This window comes from Cyanobacterium sp., assembly GCF_054166785.1.
Genome location: NZ_JBSZCP010000053.1, coordinates 31,512 through 54,025, shown reverse-complemented (window position 1 = coordinate 54,025; position 22,514 = coordinate 31,512). Strand labels below are relative to the sequence as shown.

At 39.1% G+C, this 22,514-nt stretch carries 19 protein-coding genes; 13 read left to right on the top strand and 6 right to left on the bottom strand.

Annotated elements, in window-relative coordinates; translation table 11 throughout:
- Positions 1 to 6: 6 nt before the first annotated feature.
- Positions 7 to 723, bottom strand: a complete 717-nt coding sequence (locus ACXITR_RS10935; RefSeq protein ID WP_457997255.1) for a V4R domain-containing protein — start codon at positions 721 to 723, stop codon at positions 7 to 9.
- 183 nt (positions 724 to 906) lie between these two features.
- Positions 907 to 1,734 carry a pentapeptide repeat-containing protein gene (locus ACXITR_RS10930; protein WP_457997254.1) on the bottom strand — a complete coding sequence of 276 codons (828 nt, stop codon included), beginning with the start codon at positions 1,732 to 1,734 and terminating at the stop codon, positions 907 to 909.
- 746 nt (positions 1,735 to 2,480) lie between these two features.
- On the opposite strand from ACXITR_RS10930, the gene ACXITR_RS10925 reads away from it, so the two are divergent.
- From ACXITR_RS10925 to ACXITR_RS10915, 3 genes are all read left to right on the top strand, one after another.
- Positions 2,481 to 3,950, top strand: coding sequence for an ammonium transporter (locus tag ACXITR_RS10925; RefSeq protein WP_457997253.1), 1,470 nt, complete (start codon positions 2,481 to 2,483; stop codon positions 3,948 to 3,950).
- Positions 3,951 to 4,069: 119 nt separating this feature from the next.
- Positions 4,070 to 4,735, top strand: coding sequence for a 7-cyano-7-deazaguanine synthase QueC (queC, locus tag ACXITR_RS10920; protein ID WP_457997252.1), 666 nt, complete (start codon positions 4,070 to 4,072; stop codon positions 4,733 to 4,735).
- Between the two features lie 77 nt (positions 4,736 to 4,812).
- Positions 4,813 to 5,247, top strand: coding sequence for a peroxiredoxin (locus ACXITR_RS10915; RefSeq protein WP_457997251.1), 435 nt, complete (start codon positions 4,813 to 4,815; stop codon positions 5,245 to 5,247).
- A 31-nt stretch (positions 5,248 to 5,278) separates the two neighbouring features.
- Here the strand turns inward: ACXITR_RS10915 and ACXITR_RS10910 are convergent, their stop codons facing one another.
- Positions 5,279 to 5,905 (bottom strand): histidine phosphatase family protein, encoded by a 627-nt coding sequence (locus tag ACXITR_RS10910; protein ID WP_457997250.1) that lies wholly within the window; start codon positions 5,903 to 5,905, stop codon positions 5,279 to 5,281.
- 153 nt (positions 5,906 to 6,058) lie between these two features.
- Positions 6,059 to 7,240: a nickel pincer cofactor biosynthesis protein LarC gene (gene larC, locus ACXITR_RS10905; RefSeq protein ID WP_457997249.1), complete on the bottom strand. Its 1,182-nt coding sequence runs from the start codon at positions 7,238 to 7,240 to the stop codon at positions 6,059 to 6,061.
- Between the two features lie 50 nt (positions 7,241 to 7,290).
- Between larC and ACXITR_RS10900 the strand changes: the two genes are divergently transcribed.
- The 4 genes from ACXITR_RS10900 (at position 7,291) to ACXITR_RS10885 (ending at position 9,055) form a co-directional block, all read left to right on the top strand.
- Complete coding sequence (locus ACXITR_RS10900; RefSeq protein ID WP_457997248.1) at positions 7,291 to 7,944, top strand: L-threonylcarbamoyladenylate synthase; 654 nt, start codon at positions 7,291 to 7,293, stop codon at positions 7,942 to 7,944.
- 39 nt (positions 7,945 to 7,983) lie between these two features.
- Entirely contained in the window at positions 7,984 to 8,136 is a 153-nt protein-coding gene (locus tag ACXITR_RS10895; RefSeq protein ID WP_457997247.1) for a DUF2256 domain-containing protein, read from the top strand.
- A gap of 187 nt (positions 8,137 to 8,323) precedes the next feature.
- Positions 8,324 to 8,773 carry a hypothetical protein gene (locus ACXITR_RS10890; protein ID WP_457997246.1) on the top strand — a complete coding sequence of 150 codons (450 nt, stop codon included), beginning with the start codon at positions 8,324 to 8,326 and terminating at the stop codon, positions 8,771 to 8,773.
- Positions 8,774 to 8,857: 84 nt separating this feature from the next.
- Positions 8,858 to 9,055, top strand: coding sequence for a hypothetical protein (locus ACXITR_RS10885; protein ID WP_457997245.1), 198 nt, complete (start codon positions 8,858 to 8,860; stop codon positions 9,053 to 9,055).
- An 18-nt stretch (positions 9,056 to 9,073) separates the two neighbouring features.
- Here the strand turns inward: ACXITR_RS10885 and trmD are convergent, their stop codons facing one another.
- Positions 9,074 to 9,781, bottom strand: a complete 708-nt coding sequence (gene trmD, locus ACXITR_RS10880) for a tRNA (guanosine(37)-N1)-methyltransferase TrmD (RefSeq protein ID WP_457997244.1) — start codon at positions 9,779 to 9,781, stop codon at positions 9,074 to 9,076.
- A gap of 190 nt (positions 9,782 to 9,971) precedes the next feature.
- On the opposite strand from trmD, the gene ACXITR_RS10875 reads away from it, so the two are divergent.
- The 3 genes from ACXITR_RS10875 to ACXITR_RS10865 all read left to right on the top strand — a co-directional run bounded on the left by ACXITR_RS10875 (position 9,972) and on the right by ACXITR_RS10865 (position 15,158).
- Entirely contained in the window at positions 9,972 to 10,790 is an 819-nt protein-coding gene (locus tag ACXITR_RS10875; protein WP_457997243.1) for a cyanophycinase, read from the top strand.
- A 138-nt stretch (positions 10,791 to 10,928) separates the two neighbouring features.
- Positions 10,929 to 13,541 (top strand): cyanophycin synthetase, encoded by a 2,613-nt coding sequence (cphA, locus tag ACXITR_RS10870; protein ID WP_457997242.1) that lies wholly within the window; start codon positions 10,929 to 10,931, stop codon positions 13,539 to 13,541.
- Between the two features lie 747 nt (positions 13,542 to 14,288).
- Positions 14,289 to 15,158, top strand: coding sequence for a BON domain-containing protein (locus ACXITR_RS10865; RefSeq protein ID WP_457997241.1), 870 nt, complete (start codon positions 14,289 to 14,291; stop codon positions 15,156 to 15,158).
- Positions 15,159 to 15,264: 106 nt separating this feature from the next.
- Here the strand turns inward: ACXITR_RS10865 and pruA are convergent, their stop codons facing one another.
- Positions 15,265 to 18,288: an L-glutamate gamma-semialdehyde dehydrogenase gene (pruA, locus tag ACXITR_RS10860; protein WP_457997240.1), complete on the bottom strand. Its 3,024-nt coding sequence runs from the start codon at positions 18,286 to 18,288 to the stop codon at positions 15,265 to 15,267.
- Positions 18,289 to 19,081: 793 nt separating this feature from the next.
- Between pruA and rimK the strand changes: the two genes are divergently transcribed.
- The 3 genes from rimK (at position 19,082) to ACXITR_RS10845 (ending at position 22,513) form a co-directional block, all read left to right on the top strand.
- Positions 19,082 to 19,984: a 30S ribosomal protein S6--L-glutamate ligase gene (gene rimK / locus ACXITR_RS10855; protein ID WP_457997239.1), complete on the top strand. Its 903-nt coding sequence runs from the start codon at positions 19,082 to 19,084 to the stop codon at positions 19,982 to 19,984.
- A 145-nt stretch (positions 19,985 to 20,129) separates the two neighbouring features.
- On the top strand, positions 20,130 to 21,239 hold the full coding sequence (locus ACXITR_RS10850; protein WP_457997238.1) for an S-(hydroxymethyl)glutathione dehydrogenase/class III alcohol dehydrogenase: 1,110 nt from the start codon (positions 20,130 to 20,132) through the stop codon (positions 21,237 to 21,239).
- 185 nt (positions 21,240 to 21,424) lie between these two features.
- Positions 21,425 to 22,513, top strand: a complete 1,089-nt coding sequence (locus ACXITR_RS10845; protein ID WP_457997237.1) for a mechanosensitive ion channel family protein — start codon at positions 21,425 to 21,427, stop codon at positions 22,511 to 22,513.
- Position 22,514: the final 1 nt, after the last annotated feature.

Sequence of the window (22,514 nt, the reverse complement as noted above, 5' to 3'; positions counted from 1 at the left end):
AGTCCATTACTTAAGATATTCACCGTTGACTAATTTTTTCTGAATATCCTTTGCCCCTGCCCCTTCGTTGTGCCAGAAGGTAGCCGCATCGATGCGATCCTGTTTTCCTAACAAGAACTTGCAATAGGTTTCACCCATGGAGTAGCACTGAATTTCGATGCAATTTAACTGCTTATTAATAAAACGGCTAAAAAATCCAGCCATCAATCCAGCGTAGATGTGACATACGGGTTTGCCCACGTCTCCGAGGGTACGAGCAACGGCTGAATCAAAAATATTAACGAACATAAAGCCATTTTTTTGCTCACTCAAGTCCACATCCCAGTTACCCCAACCTTGGGTCGTAAAAGGCCACCACCATGCTTCTAAGACATAAAGTAAATTCATATCATGAACATCTTTGGGGTATTCATATTCTTTTTGGAACCAATTACAGAAAAAGTCAGCATCACGGACTCCCCAAGCCTTACCAATGTTGTACATTACAACACTAGATGCAGGGCCGACTTCTTCTTCTAAACCTTCGATTAAACCAACGATAAAATCTTCGGTTACTAATACGTTACGAGATTCGTTCCAATCGGTAATATCTCCGTTGATGGTGTCGAAGTGAAAGAAGTCTTCTATGGTGTAGTGATCATGTTTTTTGGGGTATTGATTCTTCCAAAGATTTTTGGAAATTTTCTCAACTATACGATTAGGTTTTGTAGGTGTAAAAGTCATAGATATTATTGTCCTTTGCTACTTAAAATGTTTGTTTTGTACAATTTTAAAACTATCTCAAAACCAACCTAAATATAGTGTAACTGTGTTTTTTCCTCTGTAGTAATTTCTTAAACATTTCTACACAATAATCAGATTTTTGTAATGTTTTCTTAACTAAATATAGAATTTATAGTGAAAAGTCTATTTTTTTAGTAAGGATTGAATCGTTAAACTTTTTTCTTCAATTATGTTAGGTAAATCCTGAACAATAAGAGAGCATTTGCTAATAAAAGAGTTAGTCCATTTTTCTAGCCATTTAAGTTGTATGGTGGTTGCTTGATGGTTTAGGGAGCCCGTGAAGGTAATTTTGCAGTTTTTATCCATGGAGAATTGTTCTAACCATTCCCCATCAGGGCGCGACTGTTCAAAGTTTTTAGAGGTAATCATGCCCCCAAGATAACGGCTGGTAATTTTTGCTATTTCTTCAAAATTGGTGACCACATCGGCTATGGTGATTTTATGGGCAACTGCTCCTTCAAAGGATGATACAACAACCATTTTCAAGCTAGTAGGGTCAAAGCCTTTATCAAATCTGGTAGAGTTATCATAGACTGCTCCTCGAAAGTCTGCACCACCAATATGAGTACCATTAAGGAAAGTACCGCAAAGATCTGCTTTAGTGAAGTTTGCCTTGGTGACAAAGCTACCTGTTAGATAGGCTTCTTTGATATTCGCTTTACTTAAATTAGCCCTAATTAGATAGGCTTTAATAAAGTATGCTCCTTGTAGGTTCGCTCCTTTTAAATTTGTACCTGTAAGGTTTGCTTCGTTAAAGTAACAATCTCTTAAGTCTGCTTTGCTTAAATCTGCGCCCCTTAAATCTGCATAGCTAAAATCAGAGCCTTTAAAGTTTGCCCCTTTCAAATCTGCATTTTTTAAGTCAATTCTTCTTAGCTGTAATTTGGAGAAGTCTCTCTCTCCCCAATTATATTGGGCTTGTAGATCTCCATTTATTGTCATTATTACCATTTACTCTACTCCTAGTTTAAGAAATATCCTTAGTATTACAACTATATTACTTTATATACTTATTTGAAATTATAATTTTTATCTGTATTAATAATTACTTTTATAACATTTATATTTGTCTAAAGCTATGAGTATATTTACTTTTTTTACATTTATTAATTTAACTAAATAATTATTTGAAATTACGTTGTCATAATTAAGTGTTTTCACTGATCCCTCTTTAATAATCCTTGTTTTATGGGTTGTTTGTGTAAGTATGATCTTTTTTGCTTAAATGTTGTCTTATATAAAATGAAAGGGTCATATTAACTTTTATTGAGAGGTCAAGGTATTTATTTATAAGAAAATATATCAACTTTAGTTTAGGGGAAAAAGATTTTATTAATAATATTTATTAGTTAGTCATCATATTGAGAAAGTTAAAAATTCTACGGTCTTATTTTTTAAGTTCAATAAAACTAAGTTTGACCATGAGTCATTATTGGTTTTGAATAGATAAAAATTGCAAACATCATTATTTTTTTGAAGAGCAATGGATGGGTAATAGTAATAGTATTATTTCTCAGTTAAGGTGTGTTTTTCTTGTTTTTAGTCTATTTCTCTAAGATGTTGAGGATATTGTATTGTTTGATACAGAAACAATGATGGTAAACATATGAATATCTATTAGTCATTGAATTAAATCATTAAGTCTTCTTCTTAAGTAGGCAGAAAATTAGATAAACTTTCATTAAACTATGGTGATAATGTCAAACAGAGCAAAGAAAAAAACGTCAAGGTCTCATGATCAAGACAGTTTTATACTAAATTCTATCGGATGGCTACGTAGTAAGCTACCTTCCTATTGGGTTGCTTGTATTCCCGTCAGTGCTTTAATTTTTGTAGTGTGGAGTTATTCCGCCCAAGCTCAAGGTTTTGATCCTCCTGAAACCCTAGAGGAATTGAGAGTTGTTTTAGACTCTATTTTCTTGTTGGTGGCTTCTATTTTGGTAATTTTCATGAATGCTGGTTTCGGGATGTTAGAAACTGGTTTTTGTCGTCAGAAAAATGCCGTTAACATTCTGTCTAAAAACTTAATCGTTTTCGCTATTGCTACCATCGTTTATTGGGCGATAGGATTTGCATTCATGTATGGTAACAGTGAAAATGATTTCATCGGTTTGGCTGGATTCTTTTTCGATGGAAGTGGCGCACCTTATGGCTTAGATGAGTATCCTGAAGCGGTTCCTCCTGCCATTGAGTTTTTGTTCCAAGTAGCTTTTGCTGCAACGGCCGCTACTATCGTATCTGGTGCGGTGGCGGAGAGAATCAAGTTCGATGCTTTTTTAATCTTTAGTGTATTGTTGGTAGGTATTTCTTATCCTATCACTGGTTACTGGACTTGGGGTGAAGGCTGGTTAGATGGTTTAGGCTTTGCTGATTTTGCTGGTTCTACCATTGTTCACTCTGTGGGTGGTTGGGCTGCATTGATGGGGGCGGCGATTCTTGGTCCTCGTCAGGGTAAGTATTCTTCTGATGGTCGGGCAAATGCTATTCCCGGTCATAATATGAGTATTGCGACTTTGGGATGTCTTATTCTTTGGATTGGCTGGTTTGGTTTTAACCCCGGTTCTGAGTTGGCGGCTACTGCGAATGTTCCTTATATCGCTTTGACTACTAACTTGGCGGCGGCAGCGGGTGGTATAACTGCTACAGCTACTTCTTGGATTAAGGATGGGAAGCCTGATTTATCCATGATTATCAATGGTATTCTTGCTGGTTTGGTAGGTATTACGGCTGGTTGTGACACTGTCACTTACTTCAGTGCTATTATCATAGGTGCGATCGCAGGTGTAATTGTGGTATTCTCTGTGGCATTCTTTGATAAAGTTCTTAAAATTGATGACCCTGTGGGTGCTACTTCTGTTCACTTAGTGTGTGGTATCTGGGGAACTTTGGCTGTGGGTATCTTTGGTACTGGAGACGAAAGCATTGTTACTCAAATCATTGGTATTCTTAGCATTGGTGGTTTTACCGTTGTAGCTAGTTCTATTTTCTGGTATGCCCTCAAGGCCACCATTGGCATTAGAGTTCATGAAGAAGATGAGATTAAAGGTCTTGATATTGCTGAACACGGTATGGAGGCTTACAGTGGATTTGTGAAGGAAGCGGATATTCTTTCTGGCGGTTTCGCAAGTTCTATGACTGATGAAGTGTCTTCTGGTGCTGAAGGTTAATTTTGTTTTAATATTTTACTCCTATTTGTAGTTTGTTTCCTCTTCTGAGTTTTTGGAGGGGGAAATTTTTTTTGCGGTGGTTTGGGTAAACTATTAACTAAATTTATGTTGCATTTTCTATGACTAAAAAAGCTATTGTATTATTATCAGGAGGTTTAGATTCTGCCACTAGCGGTGCGATCGCCCTTAAGGAAGGTTATGAAGTAATTGCCTTATCATTTCGTTATGGGCAAAAACACTTCAAGGAATTAGAAGCCTCTGGCAATGTGGCAAAATCCTTGGGCATCAAAGAACATTATATTATTGATGTGAATCTTTCTTTGTGGGGGGGGTCATCCCTTACCGATGCCACCATGAATATTCCCCAAGATGGGGTTAACCCCGAAGAAATACCTTCTACCTACGTACCGGGGCGTAATACGGTGTTTATCTCCATTGCCCTTTCTCTTGCCGAAGCCAAAGGCGCCGAAGCTATTTATTTGGGAATTAATGCGGTGGACTATTCTGGCTATCCTGACTGTCGCCCCGAATATTTGGACGCTTTCCAAAATCTTGCCAATCTTTCCTCCAAGGTAGGGGTAGAGGGAAAAGCACCTCAATTAATAGCTCCCCTTGTAATGTTGTCGAAAGTAGAAATAGTACAAAGGGCGATCGCCCTTAACGTGCCTATCGAAAAAACATGGTCATGTTATCAGGGAGGAGAGAAACCTTGTGGAGTATGTGATTCCTGCCGTATTAGAAACAAAGCTCTGATAGATGCAGGTTATCCCGAATTGGTGGGGTAAACCAGAAAAGAATTATTAAGGAATGTAAAGTTATAATAAACATGTAGCAAATTAATCAAAAGATAGGAATTATAATTATGGCTCTTAGTGTAGGCACCAAAGCCCCTGACTTTACCACCAAGGATGATCAAGGAAATACCGTCTCCCTAGGGGATTTTGCGGGTAAAATCGTAGTAATGTACTTCTATCCCAAAGATGATACCCCCGGTTGTACGAAACAAGCTCAAAGTTTCCGTGACAACTACGAAGAATATCAAAATAAAGACATGGTAGTTTTGGGGGTGAGTGTGGATGACGAAGCGTCTCACAAAGCCTTTAAAGAAAAGTATGGTTTACCTTTCCAACTTTTGGTTGACAGTGATAAAACCATTACTAAAGCCTATGATGTGGATGGCGGTGGTTATGCCAAACGTGTCACCTACATTATCAATGGTGAAGGGGTTATCACCCATGTAGATAGTAGTGTACAAACCAGTACCCATGCCCAAGATGTCTTAAAAACCATTGGTTAATTTTGCGTTAGTGGGGGCATTATCATCGTCTCTACTGGGCAAGTTTAGGTGGTGGGAGATGGCTTAGATGGCTTGTATCAGCCCTTAATTCCCACTGCCATCGGTTATTAATAAATTTTAGTTTCGTGATGCTACCTAGGGGAATGGTAATGGGTTGAGATTCATTTTTGACTAAAGCCACAATCATCCCTTGGATTGCTACACTATGCCCTACGATGAGAGAGTTAGGATAGTTTTTTAGGATGTCAATGGTTTTAGCACTACGTTGATATATTTCCTCTAAGGTTTCAGGATATGGGGGATATATTTGTGGTTGATAATTCCAATCGATTATATCGAGATATTTTTTTTCGAGGTTATCAGGATATTGAGTGAGAGGTTTACTATCCATCCAATCTTTATTATGCCACTCTCCTAGTCCTGATTCAATTTTAAGGGATAAATTAAGGGCGATCGCAATGGGGTAGGCAGTTTCGATGGCACGTAGAAAAGGAGAACAAAAAATATGTTTAATAGGTTCATTTTTTAATTTTTTTGCCACTACATTAGCCTGAATTATGCCATCTTCTGATAAAGGGGGATCGTATTTTTTTTCAGCCGTATTAAACCATTCAGGATAAACAAAATCATGTCTATTACCATGCCTGACAATCCACATATATTTAATAATTGATAGTTGATAATTAATTTTTTAATGCTATTCTACAGGCTTTTAATAGTATAAATAAATAGCTTTTAGCTAATATTTTATAGCACTTTTTTTGTACTAAAACAAACTTGTTTGTAAAAAAATAAGCCTAAATCTAATACTTTAATTATCAATGGTTTTTCTTGTTTCCAACATTACTTCATTCAGGGGAATTTGTAACTTTTTAGCTATTAAAACACAATCATCATATTCAGGTTGAATATTAATAACTTCCGAACCATATTGAGCAATTTTTACCCTAATATCACCATATTTTGTATTAACCATTTTCAGATTACGACTCAAAATAGAGCGAGTTTGTATCTGTTTTCTGATTCCGAGGGTAGAAGTTTCTCTAAAAATAAATCTCTCGCACTCTGTCACCTTATCCAAATCACAAATTACCGTTAATAATACCCCCGGGCGATTTTTCTTCATAGCCACAGGTTGGGTAAAAACATCTTTTGCCCCCAATAGCAATAACTCATCCATCACATAACCAAAAATTTGCGGTGATAAATCATCGATTTGGGTTTCCAATACCGCCACGGTTTCTTCCTCCATTTCTTCCTGCTTTTCCCCTATCCAAAGACGAAGAATATTAGGCATGGTTAAATCTTGATTTCCTGCCCCTAAGCCAATTTTATGTAAATTCATGGCGGGGGGTTGACCAAACTTTTGGGCTAAAGTAGTAACGATGGCTGCCCCCGTGGGGGTTACTAATTCCTTGTCAATGCCGTTGCTATATAAAGGTACTTTTCCCATTTGACACAATTCTAACACCGCAGGTACAGGGACAGATAAACGCCCATGGGCTGCGTTGATAGTGCCTCCCCCTGTGGGTAAAGGAGAACATTCCAGGGTGTTAATATGAAGGTAATCTAAGCCGATGCAAGTGCCGATAATATCAATGAGGGCATCCGTTGCCCCTACTTCGTGAAAATGGACTTTTTCTGGGGGGATGCCATGAACTTTTCCCTCGGCGATCGCCAGTTGCCGAAAAACTGCTAAACTATTATTAGTAACAGTTTCAGGTAAATTAGCCTGAGTAATAATTTTCTCAATCTCAGGTAAATGCCGATGGTGGTGATGATGATGGTTGTGTTTTAAATTAACATTAACCTTTGTTGCCCTTTGTCCCTGTCTTTGTACATCTTCCCCTGTTAAGCTATATTCATCACCCAAATTAAGACTTTTTAACCTATCGATGAGATACTGAAGGGGCATTCCTGCATCCACCAACGCACCGAGAAACATATCTCCTGCAATTCCTGTGGGGCATTGTAAATAAGCAATTTTAGACATCTGACCAATTTTAAAATAATTATTTTTAGTAAAGATTAATTACACATTCTATGGCTACTATATATCAATTAAACTCTGAAAATCCCCAAGGGCGATCGATTGAACAAATTACCGATGCCCTCAAACAAGGCGCCATTATGCTTTATCCCACAGATACAGTATATGCCATTGGTTGCGACTTAAATGTAAAATCTGCGGTGCAAAAGGTAAGACAAATTAAACAATTATCTAGTGATAAACCCCTTACTTTTCTATGCTCTTCTTTATCCCATATTTCGGAATATGCGGTGGTAAGTGATGAAGCCTATCGTATCATGAAAAGACTTATCCCCGGTCCTTATACTTTTATTTTACCTACCACTAAATTAGTGCCAAAATTGGTAATGTCTCCTAAGCGTAAAACTACAGGGATTAGAGTACCCAATAATAATATTTGTCATAGTTTATTGGAGTCTTTAGATAATCCCATCATTTCCACCTCTGCTCATTTATCCGATGAAGATGGAGAATATCCTTCTTATAATTGGGAAAAGGCAAGATTATTTGATCACTTAGAAAAGTTGGTAGATATTATCATAGATAATGATGATGATCCTAGTTTAAAAGTTTCTACTATTCTTGATCTAAGTAGTTCGGAACCAACGGTAATTAGGAAGGGTTTAGGATGGGAAACCTTAGACAATTTATTTAGTTTTTCTAGTTAATAATATTAGCTTTAAATTGTTTAAAAAATAATATATTTTATGGCTAAACAAAGAAAAAAATCTGATTTGCCCACCAAAATATGCCCAGTTTGTGGTTTATCTTTTACATGGCGTAAAAAGTGGGAGAGGTGTTGGGATGAGGTGAAATATTGCTCGGAAAGATGCCGAAGACATAAAAACTCTCAAGGATAATCAAATTTTCAACGAAAGATAACAAGGGGTTTAAACCCCTTACCTTGCTCAATTTTATCCATTGCTTTGTTAAATTTTACTCCTTGCCTTGTTCAGTTTTATCCATTGCTTTGTTAAATTTTACCCCTTGCCTTGTTCAGTTTTTACCCTTGTATTGTTAGATTGAGGTAAGCCACATCAACATTATTTGTGGCAAAATTTTAAAGATTTCAAAGTAACCGTAAAAGTATGGGAGTTAGAAGTGAAACCAGACTATAGAACTATTTTAATTAACCCTCGATATGCTAATTATGGCTGTCTTTCATTATTGTTAGTTTTGACTGTCATTGTGGCGATTGTGGGTTGGGATTGGGTAATTAATGGGGTGTTAATTTTTCTTGCTTTTTTAATTATTGCCCCCGTGGTTGGTGCGGTGGCTTTTCGTTGGTGGCTAAAGGCAAATGTGATGGAGGATAGTTGTCCTGTGTGTGGTTATACTTTTGCGGGATTTAATAATAAAGAGTGTCGTTGCCCTAGCTGTGGTGAAAGTTTAGTGGCTAATCATAGGCATTTTGAAAGGGTTACCCCTGAAGGTACCATTGATGTAGATGCGGTGGATGTTTCGGTAAAAAGGGTTGATGGTGAGACAAATAATTAATCTTCAATCTTCATCATGGCACCGACAATCCATTAAAATAATGTACATGGTTTTAATAATTAATTTTGGTATTTTTGTATGTATATGACTCCTAAGAGTAGTATATTACTGCTCGTTTCTTGTATAAGTGCGATCGCCGTTGTGGGCTGTATTTTTGAGCTAAGTTCGGGCAATCCAGAGTTGGGGGAAAACATCACCAGGTTGATATTGGGTTTTAGTATTCCTTTGAGTATTGTTGCTTTCGTGTTTGCGGTGAAAGATGCTCGGGCAAATTCTCAATAATGGCTCATGGACGACTACCTAGGTCGTCTTTTTTTCTTTTTCCGCTGTTTGTCCTTGTCTTAACAAATCAGGACGCTTTTTGCGGGTAGCTTCTAGCTGTTGTTGATGGCGCCAATGGGCGATCGCACCGTGATTTCCAGAACGTAAAACCTCTGGCACTTCCCAACCTCGAAACACAGGAGGACGGGTATAGTGAGGGTAATCCAACAGATAATTTTCAAAACTATCTTGCTCCAAAGAAGCCTTTTTGCCCACCGTACCTGGTAAAAGACGTACCAATCCATCAATGAGGGTAAGGGCTGGAATTTCTCCCCCCGTCAACACAAAATCCCCCAAAGACACCTCCCTAGTTACCAAATGTTGTACCCGCTCATCAATACCTTCATAATGTCCACAGATAAGGATTAACTGTTGATAGTTAGTAGATAAATCTTTAAACAAATTTTGATCCATTCTTTGCCCTTGGGGAGTTAACATAATCACCTCCCGAGGAGAAATATTCGGGATAGACTCCACCGCCGCAAAAATAGGCTCAGGCTTCAAAACCATACCCACTCCCCCCCCATAGGGTACATCATCCACCGTACGATGTTTATCCGTAGTAAAATCCCGGGGATTGACCAAATTAACCGTAGCGATTTGCTTTTTTAAAGCTCTACCCAATAAACTTGAATTCAGTGCCGAGGTAAAAAAATCGGGGAAAAGGGTAATAACGTTTATTTCCACTGTTAATATTATTTGATAAAGTGAGCTTTGAGCTTCCAAATAACAAGTTTTTGCTCAAACTGTTAATTATTGGATATGTTACAAATTTAACCATAAAATAGTGTAGGAGATCATAAGATAGACGTTTTTGAGAGCCAGAAGTGTCTATCTGTTGACGTAATTTTAGCAAAAGAATCAAGTAGGAATTAACATGAAGCAATATCAGAGAAGTTCAGTGCTAGTAATTGGAGGTGCCGAAGACAAAGTACATGGACGAGAAATATTACAAACCTTTTGGCGTTGTGCCGGGGGCGCCGATGCCATCATCGCCATTATACCCTCCGCTTCACGAGAACCTACTATTATTGGCGATCGCTATCTATCCATTTTTCGTGACATGGGAGTAAAGGATATGAAAGTCTTGGATGTGCGCGATCGCATTCAGGGAGAAGATAAATATTATCAAGAATATGTAGAACAATGTACCGCCGTATTCATGACGGGGGGCGATCAACTTAGACTGTGCGGTTTGCTCTCCGATACCCCTCTCATGGAGCGCATTCGCCAAAGGGTAAAACTAGGAGAAATCACCCTCGGAGGGACCAGTGCGGGGGCAGCAGTCATGGGACATCATATGATTGCAGGGGGTAGCAGTGGAGAATCTCCTAACCGTGCCTTAGTGGATATGGCCATGGGTTTAGGTTTTATTCCCGAAATTATTGTCGATCAGCATTTCCATAATCGTAATCGCATGGCAAGACTACTCAGCGCCCTTTCCAACCATCCCGAAAGAATTGGAATAGGCATTGACGAAGATACCTGCGCCCTATTTACCGCCGATGATCACTTAGAAGTAGTAGGTAAAGGCACCGTAACCATCATTGATGCCCAAGCCATGAGTTATACTAATCAGGTAAAAGTAGATGCCGAATCACCCCTTGCCCTTCATAATCTGCGGATTCATATATTGTGCCATGGCGATCGCTATAATCGTAAAACCCATCAACCCACCGCCGCCAGCGATGATTAATAGTATATTTCCATTAATAAAATATTAATTATCCTCAAAAAATAAAATAATGTTCACCTTGAACAGTAAAAAGTCAATCAAAAACGAGACACTTAAAAATGGCTCTCAAACCCAGTAGCGTCTAAAATCAGAAACAGCATGAAAATCCTCAAAACACAAACCTTAAGGGGTCCAAATTATTGGAGCATTCGTCGGACAAAACTCATTCAAATGCGTCTCGACTTAGAAAACATAGCGGAAAAACCATCTAACGAAATACCGGGCTTTTATGAAGGATTAGTGGAAACTCTCCCTAGCTTAATCGAGCATTTCTGTTCCCGAGATCATCGTGGTGGCTTCCTCGAAAGGGTCAAAGAAGGTACTTATATGGGGCATATCGTCGAACACATTGCCCTGGAATTGCAAGAACTAGCCGGGATGCCCGTCGGTTTTGGACGCACCAGAGAAACCAGCACCCCCGGAGTTTATAACGTAGTTTTTGAATATGTCTATGAAGAAGCTGGTCGTTATGCAGGTAGAGCCGCCGTTCGACTCTGTAACGCTATCATCGAAAATGGTAGCTATCCTCCCCAAGAATTAGCCCAAGATGTAGCCGATTTAAATGATCTAAGAGCCACATCCGCCCTTGGCCCATCCACTGAAACCATCATCAAAGAAGCCGAAACCCGCTCTATACCTTGGATGATGTTAAGTTCTCGTTCCATGGTGCAATTAGGTTATGGAGTAAATCAAAGACGTATTCAAGCCACCCTTACTGAAAATTCCAATATTTTGGGGGTAGAGTTAGCCTGTGATAAGGAAGGAACAAAAACCATCTTAGCCGATGCAGGGATTCCCGTTCCTCGGGGTACAGTGATTTATTATTTAGATGAACTGGCTGACGCTGTCCAAGATGTGGGGGGTTATCCCATCGTAATCAAACCCCTAGATGGCAACCATGGTCGAGGAATTACCATCGACATTAACACTCGCCAAGATGCCGAGGATGCTTATGATTTAGCGGTAGCCGCCTCAAAAACTCGCTCGGTAATTGTAGAAAAATATTATCAAGGCAACGATCATCGTGTTTTGGTCATTAACGGTAAATTAATTGCTGTGTCGGAAAGAGTACCAGCCCATGTAATGGGTGATGGCAGATCTACCATCGAAGAATTGATCCAACAAACCAACCTAGATCCTAATCGGGGAGATGGTCACGACAATATTTTAACCCGCATTAGTGTAGATCGCACCTCCCTAAGTGTCCTCAAAAGACAAGGTTTTGAAATGGATACGGTTTTAAAACAAGGGGAAAGAGCCTACCTAAAAGCCACCGCAAACCTTAGTACAGGGGGTATAGCCATCGATCGCACCGATGACATTCACCCCAAAAATATTTGGATAGCCGAACGAGCCGCCAAAATTATTGGTCTCGACATCGCAGGCATAGACATGGTCACCCCCGACATCACCAAACCCCTAGATGAAGTGGATGGAGTGATTGTGGAAGTGAACGCTGCCCCCGGTTTTAGGATGCACGTTGCCCCCTCCCAGGGTTTACCCCGCAACGTAGCCGCCCCCGTAATAGATATGCTCTATCCAGATAACCATCCCACCAGAATACCCATTCTCGCCGTCACAGGTACTAATGGGAAAACCACCACCACCCGCCTCCTAGCCCATCTTTATCGACAAACAGGAAAGGTCGTGGGTTACACCAGCACCGATGGTATCTACCTAGGGGATTATATGGTGGAAAAAGGTGACAATACAGGCCCTTTGAGTGCAGGGGTAATTTTGAAAGATCCCACCGTAGAAGTAGCGGTTTTAGAGTGCGCTCGGGGGGGAATGCTTCGCTCTGGGTTAGCTTTTGATAGCTGCGATGTGGGGGTAGTTTTAAATGTGGCAGCAGATCACCTCGGCTTAGGAGACATTGACACCATCGAGCAAATGGCGAAGGTAAAAGGTATTATTGCCGAAACCGTTAACCCCGATGGTTATGCCGTACTCAATGCTGATGATCCTTTAGTGGCGGAAATGGCAAAAAATGTTAAGGGTAAAGTGGCTTATTTTTCCATGGATAAACATAACCCCATTATTGTGGATCATCTTCGTCGGGATGGCATCGCCGCTATCTATGAAAACGGTTATTTATCCATTTTTGAAGGGGAATGGACATTACGCATCGAAAAAGCAGAAAATATCCCCGTCACCATGAAGGGTATGGCACCGTTTATGATTGCCAATGCTTTAGCCGCTAGTTTAGCCGCCTTTGTTAATGGGGTAGATATTGAGTTGATTCGTCAAGGGGTACGCACCTTTAACCCTGGCTCTGCCCAAACCCCCGGTAGGATGAATTTATTTGAACTAAAAGATCATTCTGTATTGGTGGACTATGCCCATAATCCCGCTGGTTATGAGGCTGTGGGAGCTTTTGTTAAAAATTGGCAGGGCGATCGCCTCGGGGTCATTGGTGGGCCTGGGGACAGACGAGATGAAGACTTGATGCTACTCGGTAAAATTGCCGCCCAAACCTTTGACCATATCATCGTCAAAGAAGATCATGATAAACGGGGCAGAGAAGAAGGAGAAGTGGCCGACTTAATCGTGAAAGGCATCCTCGCTGAAAATCCTGAAGCCAGCTACAACGTCATCATCGATGAAATGGAAGCGCTCGAAACAGGGTTAAATAAAGTAAAACCCGACGGCTTAGTGGTTATTTTCCCCGAAAGCGTCAGCGGTATTATTGAATTCATTGAAAAACTAAAATAAACTATCTTAGGCAGGGGGTTAAAACCCCTTGTTGGTTTATGGATTGAGGATTGAACTTATGCCTAAAAACATCCTCGACTAAACTTGGACATTGATTGAGTAAATTTAATAAAAACTTTCTTTCCTGCCGTTTAAAATTACGAAATTTTGTTTTCTTTGAAAAAAATAAAAGGAGAGGAAAGCGGTAACTCTAAGACAAATAAATAGTTTGTTATTTAGAAGGAAGAATTACCATAGCCTCTTAAATAAATATTATAAAATAGATGGTTTATTTTTGCGAATTGATTATAAATTAATATAAAGAAAAGAATTTTGTTTCTAAATTTTAATCATTATTTTTATCCTATTTTGGAGTTATAAATATTAAGATTTGTATCTTAAGTAAACTAATTCGTTAAATAAAAAAATAACCATCTATGATGAAGACAGACGCAAAGTTGTTAAACTGACTCAACTAAGTGATTCTCAAATTTAATCAATCCAATCTTCAAAAGGAATACATTATGAGTATCAAAGATAGAGTAAAAATAACAGCTAAAACTCTTTAATTTTGTGAAGTAAATTAATAATTTCGATTGTTTCGATAAATCAACGATCACCCTTTATATAGATGTCAAAACCCCAATAAAAGACATCATATTTAACAAAACACTTAAATAATAGATTTTCTTGGTTTATTTTCTTATTTAATTATATATAAATAAACCTTTAATAAAACACACTAAAAAATAATAAAAATAATTAATTATGAATATCAGAGACGGGAAAAAAGTTCCCAGAGTAATATATCGTGAATACACAGACTCTGAGGGAAATATGCACACTGAATATAAAGACGCTCAAGGGAACGTTTATACAGAATATACCGACGCTAACGGTAATTTTCACTCAGATCAAAAAGACTTGATTGAGAATCGATTGGTGGATGCCCACATTGAAGATACACGAGTGGATAACGCCGTGGCTCAAATTGATAGAGCCGATAAAAATACCTCTAAGGGTTTACTTATTGGTGTCATTGTCACTACGGTAGTTGCCTTAATAGCAGGAGTAGTTTACTTTTTAAATGATAGTAATCCTGAACCCGTCCCTGTGGGGGTGACTCCCACGGAAAGATCCAATCCTGATCCAGAACCCACAACCATTGTAGAAAAAGAAGTTATCCAAGTAACCCCTGTAGAGGTGCCTGTGGTGACAAATTCCGAGGCCCCAACCCAAGTACCACCAGAAGCAAATAATAATAATCCTCCGACCACAACAACAACGAATAATAACATCACCGTTACTCCTTCAGAGTCTAATCAAACCCCCACAGAAACTAATAATCCGCCTTCCACAGCAAATCCCACTCAAAATAACTCAAGACCTGAGTTAATGGGGAATAATCCAGTCAGAGCAAAAAGTGATGGTGATCTCAAAAATGAGATTGTCAGAAAGTTTCAGAGCGATTTAGGAAATAATCAATTAAAAGTTGAGGTAAATAATAGTGATGTGACTATATCTGGGAATTTGGAAACTCAAGAGCAAATGCAACGGATTCAACCACTACTAAAATCCATTGACGGTATTAATAAAGTCAATATCGTTGCCACCATTGAGCCTAGAGCGACAAATTAAGCTCAATATTTCCACCCATAAATAGCGATCGCCATTTAAGTTAAACAGGATGATTTTCCTCGCCCCAAAAGAGCGAGGTATTTTTATTCAAGCAATTTATTAATGGTTAATTATCAGCGCCTTCGATGGGTGCAAAACCTTGTCTTTGGATATTTTCCGTGACTACCCGAGGTTCTAAGAATTGTAAGAGATAATCAGGACCTCCAGCTTTTGAGCCTACCCCAGAGAGTTTAAAACCGCCGAAGGGTTGACGGGCAACGATCGCCCCTGTGATGCCCCTGTTAATATATAGATTACCCACCTCAAACTCCTTATAAGCCCTGTCAATGTGGGCAGGAGTACGGGAATATAAACCCCCCGTGAGGGCGTAATCAGTACCATTGGCAATGGCTAGCGCATGATCAAAATCATTCGCTTTAATTACCGCCAATACAGGACCAAAAATTTCCTCCTGAGCAATTACCGCATCCTCTGTAATATCAGTGAAAACAGTGGGAGGGACAAAATAGCCCTGCTCGGGCGCTTCTACCTGTATCGCCAAAGTGCCTTGCTCTTTACCCTTCTCGATATATTCCAAAATACGAGCTTGGGCAGAAGCATCAACCACTGGGCCAATCTTGGTGCTAGGGTTTTTTGCATCTCCTACATTAAGAGATTTTACCGCCTCGATTAAACGCTCCACAAAAGCATCATAGACCGTATTTAAGACGATTACCCGACTACAAGCCGAGCATTTTTGACCACTAAAACCAAAAGCCGACTGGACAACCCCTGCCACCCCTTGATCTAAATCAGCGCTTTCATCGATGACAATGGCATTTTTACCACCCATTTCCGCAATCACTTTTTTGAGGTGTTTTTGTTTGGGTTGCAATACGGCCGCATCAGCATAGATTTTACAGCCTACTTCCCTTGAACCTGTGAAGGCGATTAAGTGTATGTCAGGATGTTTTACTAAATAATCTCCTACCACCGAACCTTTACCAGGTATATATTGAAATACCCCTTTAGGAATCCCTGCTTCTATCAAAATTTCGGCAATTTTTGCCCCAATTACCGTACTGGTGGCCGCAGGTTTGAGTAAGGCACAGTTACCCGCCGCTAAAGCCGCCACTGTCATCCCTGTAGCAATGGCAAAGGGGAAATTCCAAGGGGAAATAATCAGGGCGATGCCTTTGGGTTGATAAAAATAACGGTCATTTTCCCCTGCCACATCGTAGTTATAACCCTGCTCTAGGCGTTCCATTTCCGAGGCATAGTAACGACAAAAATCGATCGCCTCTGACACTTCAGGATCACCTTCTTTAACAATTTTACCCACTTCAAAACACATCCAAGCGGTTAATTCATGGCGTTTTTGTTCCATAATATCGGCGGCTTTGCGTAAAATTTCCGCTCTGTGGGTGGCACTGGTTTTGCTCCAAGTCTTGAAGGCTTCCTTGGCACTCTTCATGGCTTCATCGGCCTGAGTAACGGACATTAAGCCGATTTTACCGACTATTTGAGAGGGATTGGAGGGGTTAACGGAAGTGATATATTCTTCGGTTTCTACATATTCCCCGTTAATCAAAGGTAGATAGGTTTTGCCCAGTTGATTATTAACGATGGTGAGGGCTTGTCTGGCTTTTACTAGGTTGCTTTCTCTTCCATAGTCTGTATCTGGGGCCGCATGGAAGCCCCCCTTATTAAGGGGGGTTGGGGGGATCTCTTTTTCCCTTTCTATAAGGGGGACTTGCTCATTTTCTTCTTTAAGATGATTTGTGGGGGGGGCGATTAATTCCTCGATGGGTTTTTCTTCGGAATTTTGCCGTAGAAAGGAGCTATTTGCGGTATTTTCGAGTAAACGGCGGATAAGGTAAGCCATACCGGGTAAAAGTTTACCGTAGGGGGCATATACCCTCACTCGATGTCCTCTTTTTACAATGGCTTTGGCGAGGTTTTCTCCCATACCATAAAGTATCTGACATTCAAATCTGCGTTTAGGTATGTTTAGGGTTTCGGCAATGGCGATCGCACTGGCTTGGGTTCTAACATTGTGAGAGGCGATCGCACCGTACAAATATTGATGATTTTCGAGGAGAAGATGAATTAAATTCTCGTAATTAATATCTGTTTCGGGTTTATCGTTAAATACGGGCTGTTGCCAATGATTTTGCTGAGATTTGATGGTTTCTTGATCCCAGTATGCTCCTTTTACTAACCTGATGGTGATGGGATTGCCTCGTTTTTTTGCCCACTCAATCCAGCTTTGTAAATCCGCTTCCGAATCTCTTAAATAGCCCTGAATTGTCACCCCAATATCAGTACGAGAGCGAAACTCCTCCTCCATCAATAATTCCTGTAAAATAGAGATGGTAACATCCTTATAGGCGTATTGTTCCATATCAAAATGTACCGCTGCACCCTTTTCCTTGGCGTGTCTAAGCAGGGTACGAATGCGATCGCACACCTTAACTTTACTACCTTCTGGGTCAATGGGATCAAACTGAGAGTAAAAAGCTGTTAATTTGACGGAAACCTGCACCTTCGCCAAATTTTCCCCATCAGCGGTATCAATTTCGGGAATAGTTGACCATTTTTGAGCCTGATTGCTTAACTGGGTAATTAACTCAAGATAACTTTGTAGGTAAGACTCCGCCTCAATTTCGGTTATAACCGCCTCCCCCAACAAGTCGATGGTAAAGCCCATTTTCTCCTTACGCATCCTCTCCACTGCCTTAATTACCTCCTTGATGGTTTCCCCCGAAATATACTTATAAGCAAGGGTTTCCACCGCCTTCGTAATGGTTGCCGAGGCAATTTGAGCAGGGGGAGAATTAGGATCACTAAAATTAAGAATCCCCTTAAGAGCGTCGGGTAACTCCACCTCTTCCGTGGTTAGATATTGTTGAAAATGTCGAGCAATTTCTGGCTTACTTTGTAATGCAGGTAACGCATCAATGAAGCGAAACAACTGAACCCTTAAACCGGGGTTACTCATGGTCCACCCCATCAATTTATCATCAAACTGCATCTGCTCTTTGAGCTGATTAAAAATGTTGCCCTTCTTTCTCGTGGCTTGGATCAAATCCCGTGCAATGGCTTGTGTCGCTTCTTCGTAAGATGAGATCTGACTGTTTATAGCTACCATAAAACTCCCCTAATAAATATAATAAAATAGCCTTAATTTTTTGTGGCAATGTAGAGGCAATAATGCTGATATTGCATAATAGATAACAATTTTTATCCAAATCAATATTACCATAAAACTTTACTAGAAAAGAGCCGATGGATTCTAAATAGTAATCAAAATTTAGATATGAGCCTTAATAAAATTGTAAAAATAATTTTCTCTCACACTACTTACCATAAACTACATATTCTTAAGTATTAAAGGTTATTGTCTTTATAAGCATGGCTTTCAGATTGAAAACCATTAGTAAAATAAACTATTTTTTCTACATAATTACTAATCATGAATAAATGATAATAACTACTAAATATTTAGGGTGATAAATCTTCAAGTATGAAATAGTAAATAAAATAGTTACAACAAACGAAATTAACTGCTTATTACAAGTTACTTTTAAGATATTAGGAAAACAAAATATATTTGATTTGCATTTACTTTATTATAGACGAAACTTATTTAGGTTTAATTGGTATCCGTAGCAAAAATTTAACTTCATTGAAAACTAATTCTTAAATTTCATGGATATGACGAAAAATAAAAATTATAATGCGAATAAAAATAAAATTCTTATTAATTTTAAACAAAATTATTAACGGTATATTATGATTAGCAGTGGCGATACTATTTTTTTACCGTTAAACTTTACACTGAAGTCGATATTGATTGTTATTTATATTTAGATTGTATTGATCAATGGACAACGGACGAAAGATCAGAAAAAATAAACAAGAACATCTTACCAATAGACAAAATGAAAATTGCGATTCTATCTCAAGATAGTAGTCTTTATTCTACAAGAAGATTAAGGGAAGCAGGAGAAAAACGAGGACATCAAGTGAGGGTGGTTAATTTCCTTCGTTGTTATATGAATATTACTTCCCATAGTCCCTCTGTGGTTTATGGGGGTAAGCCGTTGGAGAATTTTGATGCTATTATTCCTCGTATTGGTGCTTCTCGAACTTTTTATGGTTTATCGGTGGTAAGACAGTTTGAGGTGATGGGGGTTTTTAGTGCCAATGAATCTCAGGCAATTTCTCGCTCTCGGGATAAACTGCGTTGTGTACAAATTTTGGCTAGGGAGGGTATTGGCTTACCTGTAACTGGTTTTGCCCATGATACGGAAGATATTGATGGATTGATTGAGACGGTGGGGGGTGCGCCGTTGGTGATTAAGTTGTTGGAAGGCACTCAGGGCATTGGGGTGGTTTTAGCGGAAACTGATCAGGCTGCAAGGTCGGTAATTCAGGCTTTTCGGGGTTTGAATGCCAATATTTTGGTGCAGGAGTTTATTAAAGAGGCAAAGGGTGCTGATATTCGTTGTTTTGTGGTAGGAAATAAGGTGGTGGCAGCTATGAAAAGACAAGGCCCGGAGGGGGATTTTCGTTCTAATTTACATCGAGGGGGTAAGGCGGAAAAAATCAAACTGACTCCGGAGGAAAGAAGCACGGCGATTCGCTCGGCTAAGGCCATGGGTTTACGGGTTGCAGGGGTGGATTTATTACGTTCTAACCATGGGCCTGTGGTGATGGAGGTTAATTCTTCCCCGGGGCTAGAAGGCATTGAGAAAGCAACGGGGGTTGATGTGGCGGATAAGATTATTGATTTTATTGAGAGAAATGTTGATATAAAAACGCGCGATCGCATCCAGGTTTAGTAAGGAGTAAGGAGTAATGAGTAAGGAGTAAGGAGTAATGAGTAAGGAGTAATGAGTAAAAAGAATAATTGTCTATTTTCCATTGCTAGTTATTAATTGCTAATTGTTATTCTATTATGTGTACTATTGAACATAAATTGATAATATGAAAGTAAAAGCTGCGATCGCCCTTAATGCAAAAGAACCGTTAGTAATTGACACTGTAGAATTAGAAGGTCCAAAGGCAGGAGAAGTATTAGTAGAAATTAAGGCCACGGGGGTATGTCATACCGATGCTTATACCCTTTCTGGTATGGATCCTGAAGGCTTATTCCCCACTATTCTTGGTCATGAGGGGGCGGGGGTTGTTGTGGAAGTGGGAGAGGGTGTCAAGAGCCTAAAAGTGGGGGATCACGTCATTCCGTTATATGTGCCGGAGTGTCGAGAGTGTGATTATTGTCTCAGTTTTAAAACTAACCTATGTCAGGCTATCCGTATCACCCAAGGACAAGGTTTGATGCCCGATGGCACTAGCCGATTCTCCCTTAATGGCAAGAAGTTACACCACTATATGGGTACTTCTACTTTTGCAAATTACACCGTAGTGCCTGAAATTGCCCTCGCTAAAATCCGTCCTGATGCCCCTTTCGAGAAAGTCTGTTATATCGGTTGTGGGGTGACAACGGGGGTTGGTGCGGTAATCAATACGGCAAAAGTTGAACCCGGCTCAAATGTGGTGGTATTTGGTTTGGGGGGCATCGGTTTAAATGTTATCCAAGCCTGTCGTATGGTGGGGGCTAATATGATTGTGGGAGTTGACATAAATCCCGAAAAAAGTGCGATCGCCCAAAAATTTGGCATGACTCATTTTGTTAATCCCAAAGAAGTAGAGGGAGATTTAGTACCCTATCTGGTAGATTTAACCAAAGGTGGTGCTGACTATAGCTTTGAGTGTATCGGCAACACAAAAGTAATGCGTCAAGCGCTCGAATGTTGTCATAAAGGTTGGGGGGTATCCGTCATTATCGGTGTGGCAGGGGCAGGACAAGAAATCAGCACTCGCCCATTTCAATTAGTCACAGGCAGAGTCTGGAAAGGTTCGGCTTTTGGGGGAGCAAAAGGACGTACCGATGTACCGAAAATTGTGGACTGGTACATGGAAGGAAAAATTAACATCGATGACTTAATCACCCATGTAATGCCCGTAGAAGACATTAACAAAGCCTTTGACTTGATGCACGAGGGAAAATCTATCCGTAGTGTTGTTACTTTCTAATTTTTTTCCCTGATATAAGGAAGTTGGTTAGTATCATAATCAACTTTCATTTAATTTATTGAACCTTAGCCATTAGCCGTGCAAAAAATTTATAGGGTAGGTGGTAGTGAAACTGTGGCTTAAAACCTGACTTTGAGAATAGTTAATGTTAATATTAACTTGATTTAAACACAGTATCCAATAACATGATCGAGACATTTTTAAAAGCTGATCCTGCCCTACAAATAGGACTGTTAGCTACTATTATTATTACTATATTCGTGATTACTATCTATTTACAAAAATTAGGAACATTCATAAGTAGTAAGTTTGTAAGTACCGATGGTAATAGCTTTTATCAAGATGTAATTCAACCTGATTTTAATTTAGTTGTTTTACTCTGGTTTTTAGGATTATTAGATATTTATATATTAGTAAATGAAGAACCTACATTAATTAAAACTAGCGAAATATTTTTAAGTTTAGCCATATCTTTTTTGACTATTTGGCTCATTACGAAATGGTTTAGAATTTTATTTGATAAATATTTACTTAATGCCGCTCTTAAAAGTGACAAAAAAATAAATAGTGAGTTTTTAATTGTTGGTAAATTTTTAGCTAATACTATCATTGTTTTGCTAATAATTTTCATATTTTCTCAGGTTCATAAAATTAATTTATTCGGTCTTTTAGCTAGTTTAGGCATAGGGGGATTGGCGATCGCCTTTGCCGCCCAAAAAACCCTCGAACAATTACTCGGAGGCATCGTAATCTATTTAGATAGACCATTTAGTATCGATGACTATATCGGCTTACCCGAAGGAGTATTTGGCAGGGTAGAATCTATCGGATTAAGGTCAACAAAAATCAGACTATCAGGAAAAGGAACATTGATGATCATTCCCAATAGCTCATTAACCCAAGCCAACATAGAAAACTATACAGGGGCAAAAAAAATTATTTCTCTAGTTTATTTTACCTTTTATACTCCCCTCGATGAGGATGAAAGAGCATTAATTAGACAGATAATTATTGATAGTACCAAAGATGTTTTTGGCATTGATCCAAGAAATACAGGGGTAAAATTTGAAGAAATAAATCAGGGCAAAAATAAATTATTTACTCAAGCACAGGTGAGCTTTTTTCTCCTTGGTTCCGAGAGAGTTTCTATGGATTTACGTACTCAATTATTAGACATTGCCAAAGCAAATGTTACTTTACAACTAAAGAATTATGGTATTGATTTTACCATTGAAGATGAGACTATTAATGTAGATTCTCCTATTACTATTTAAT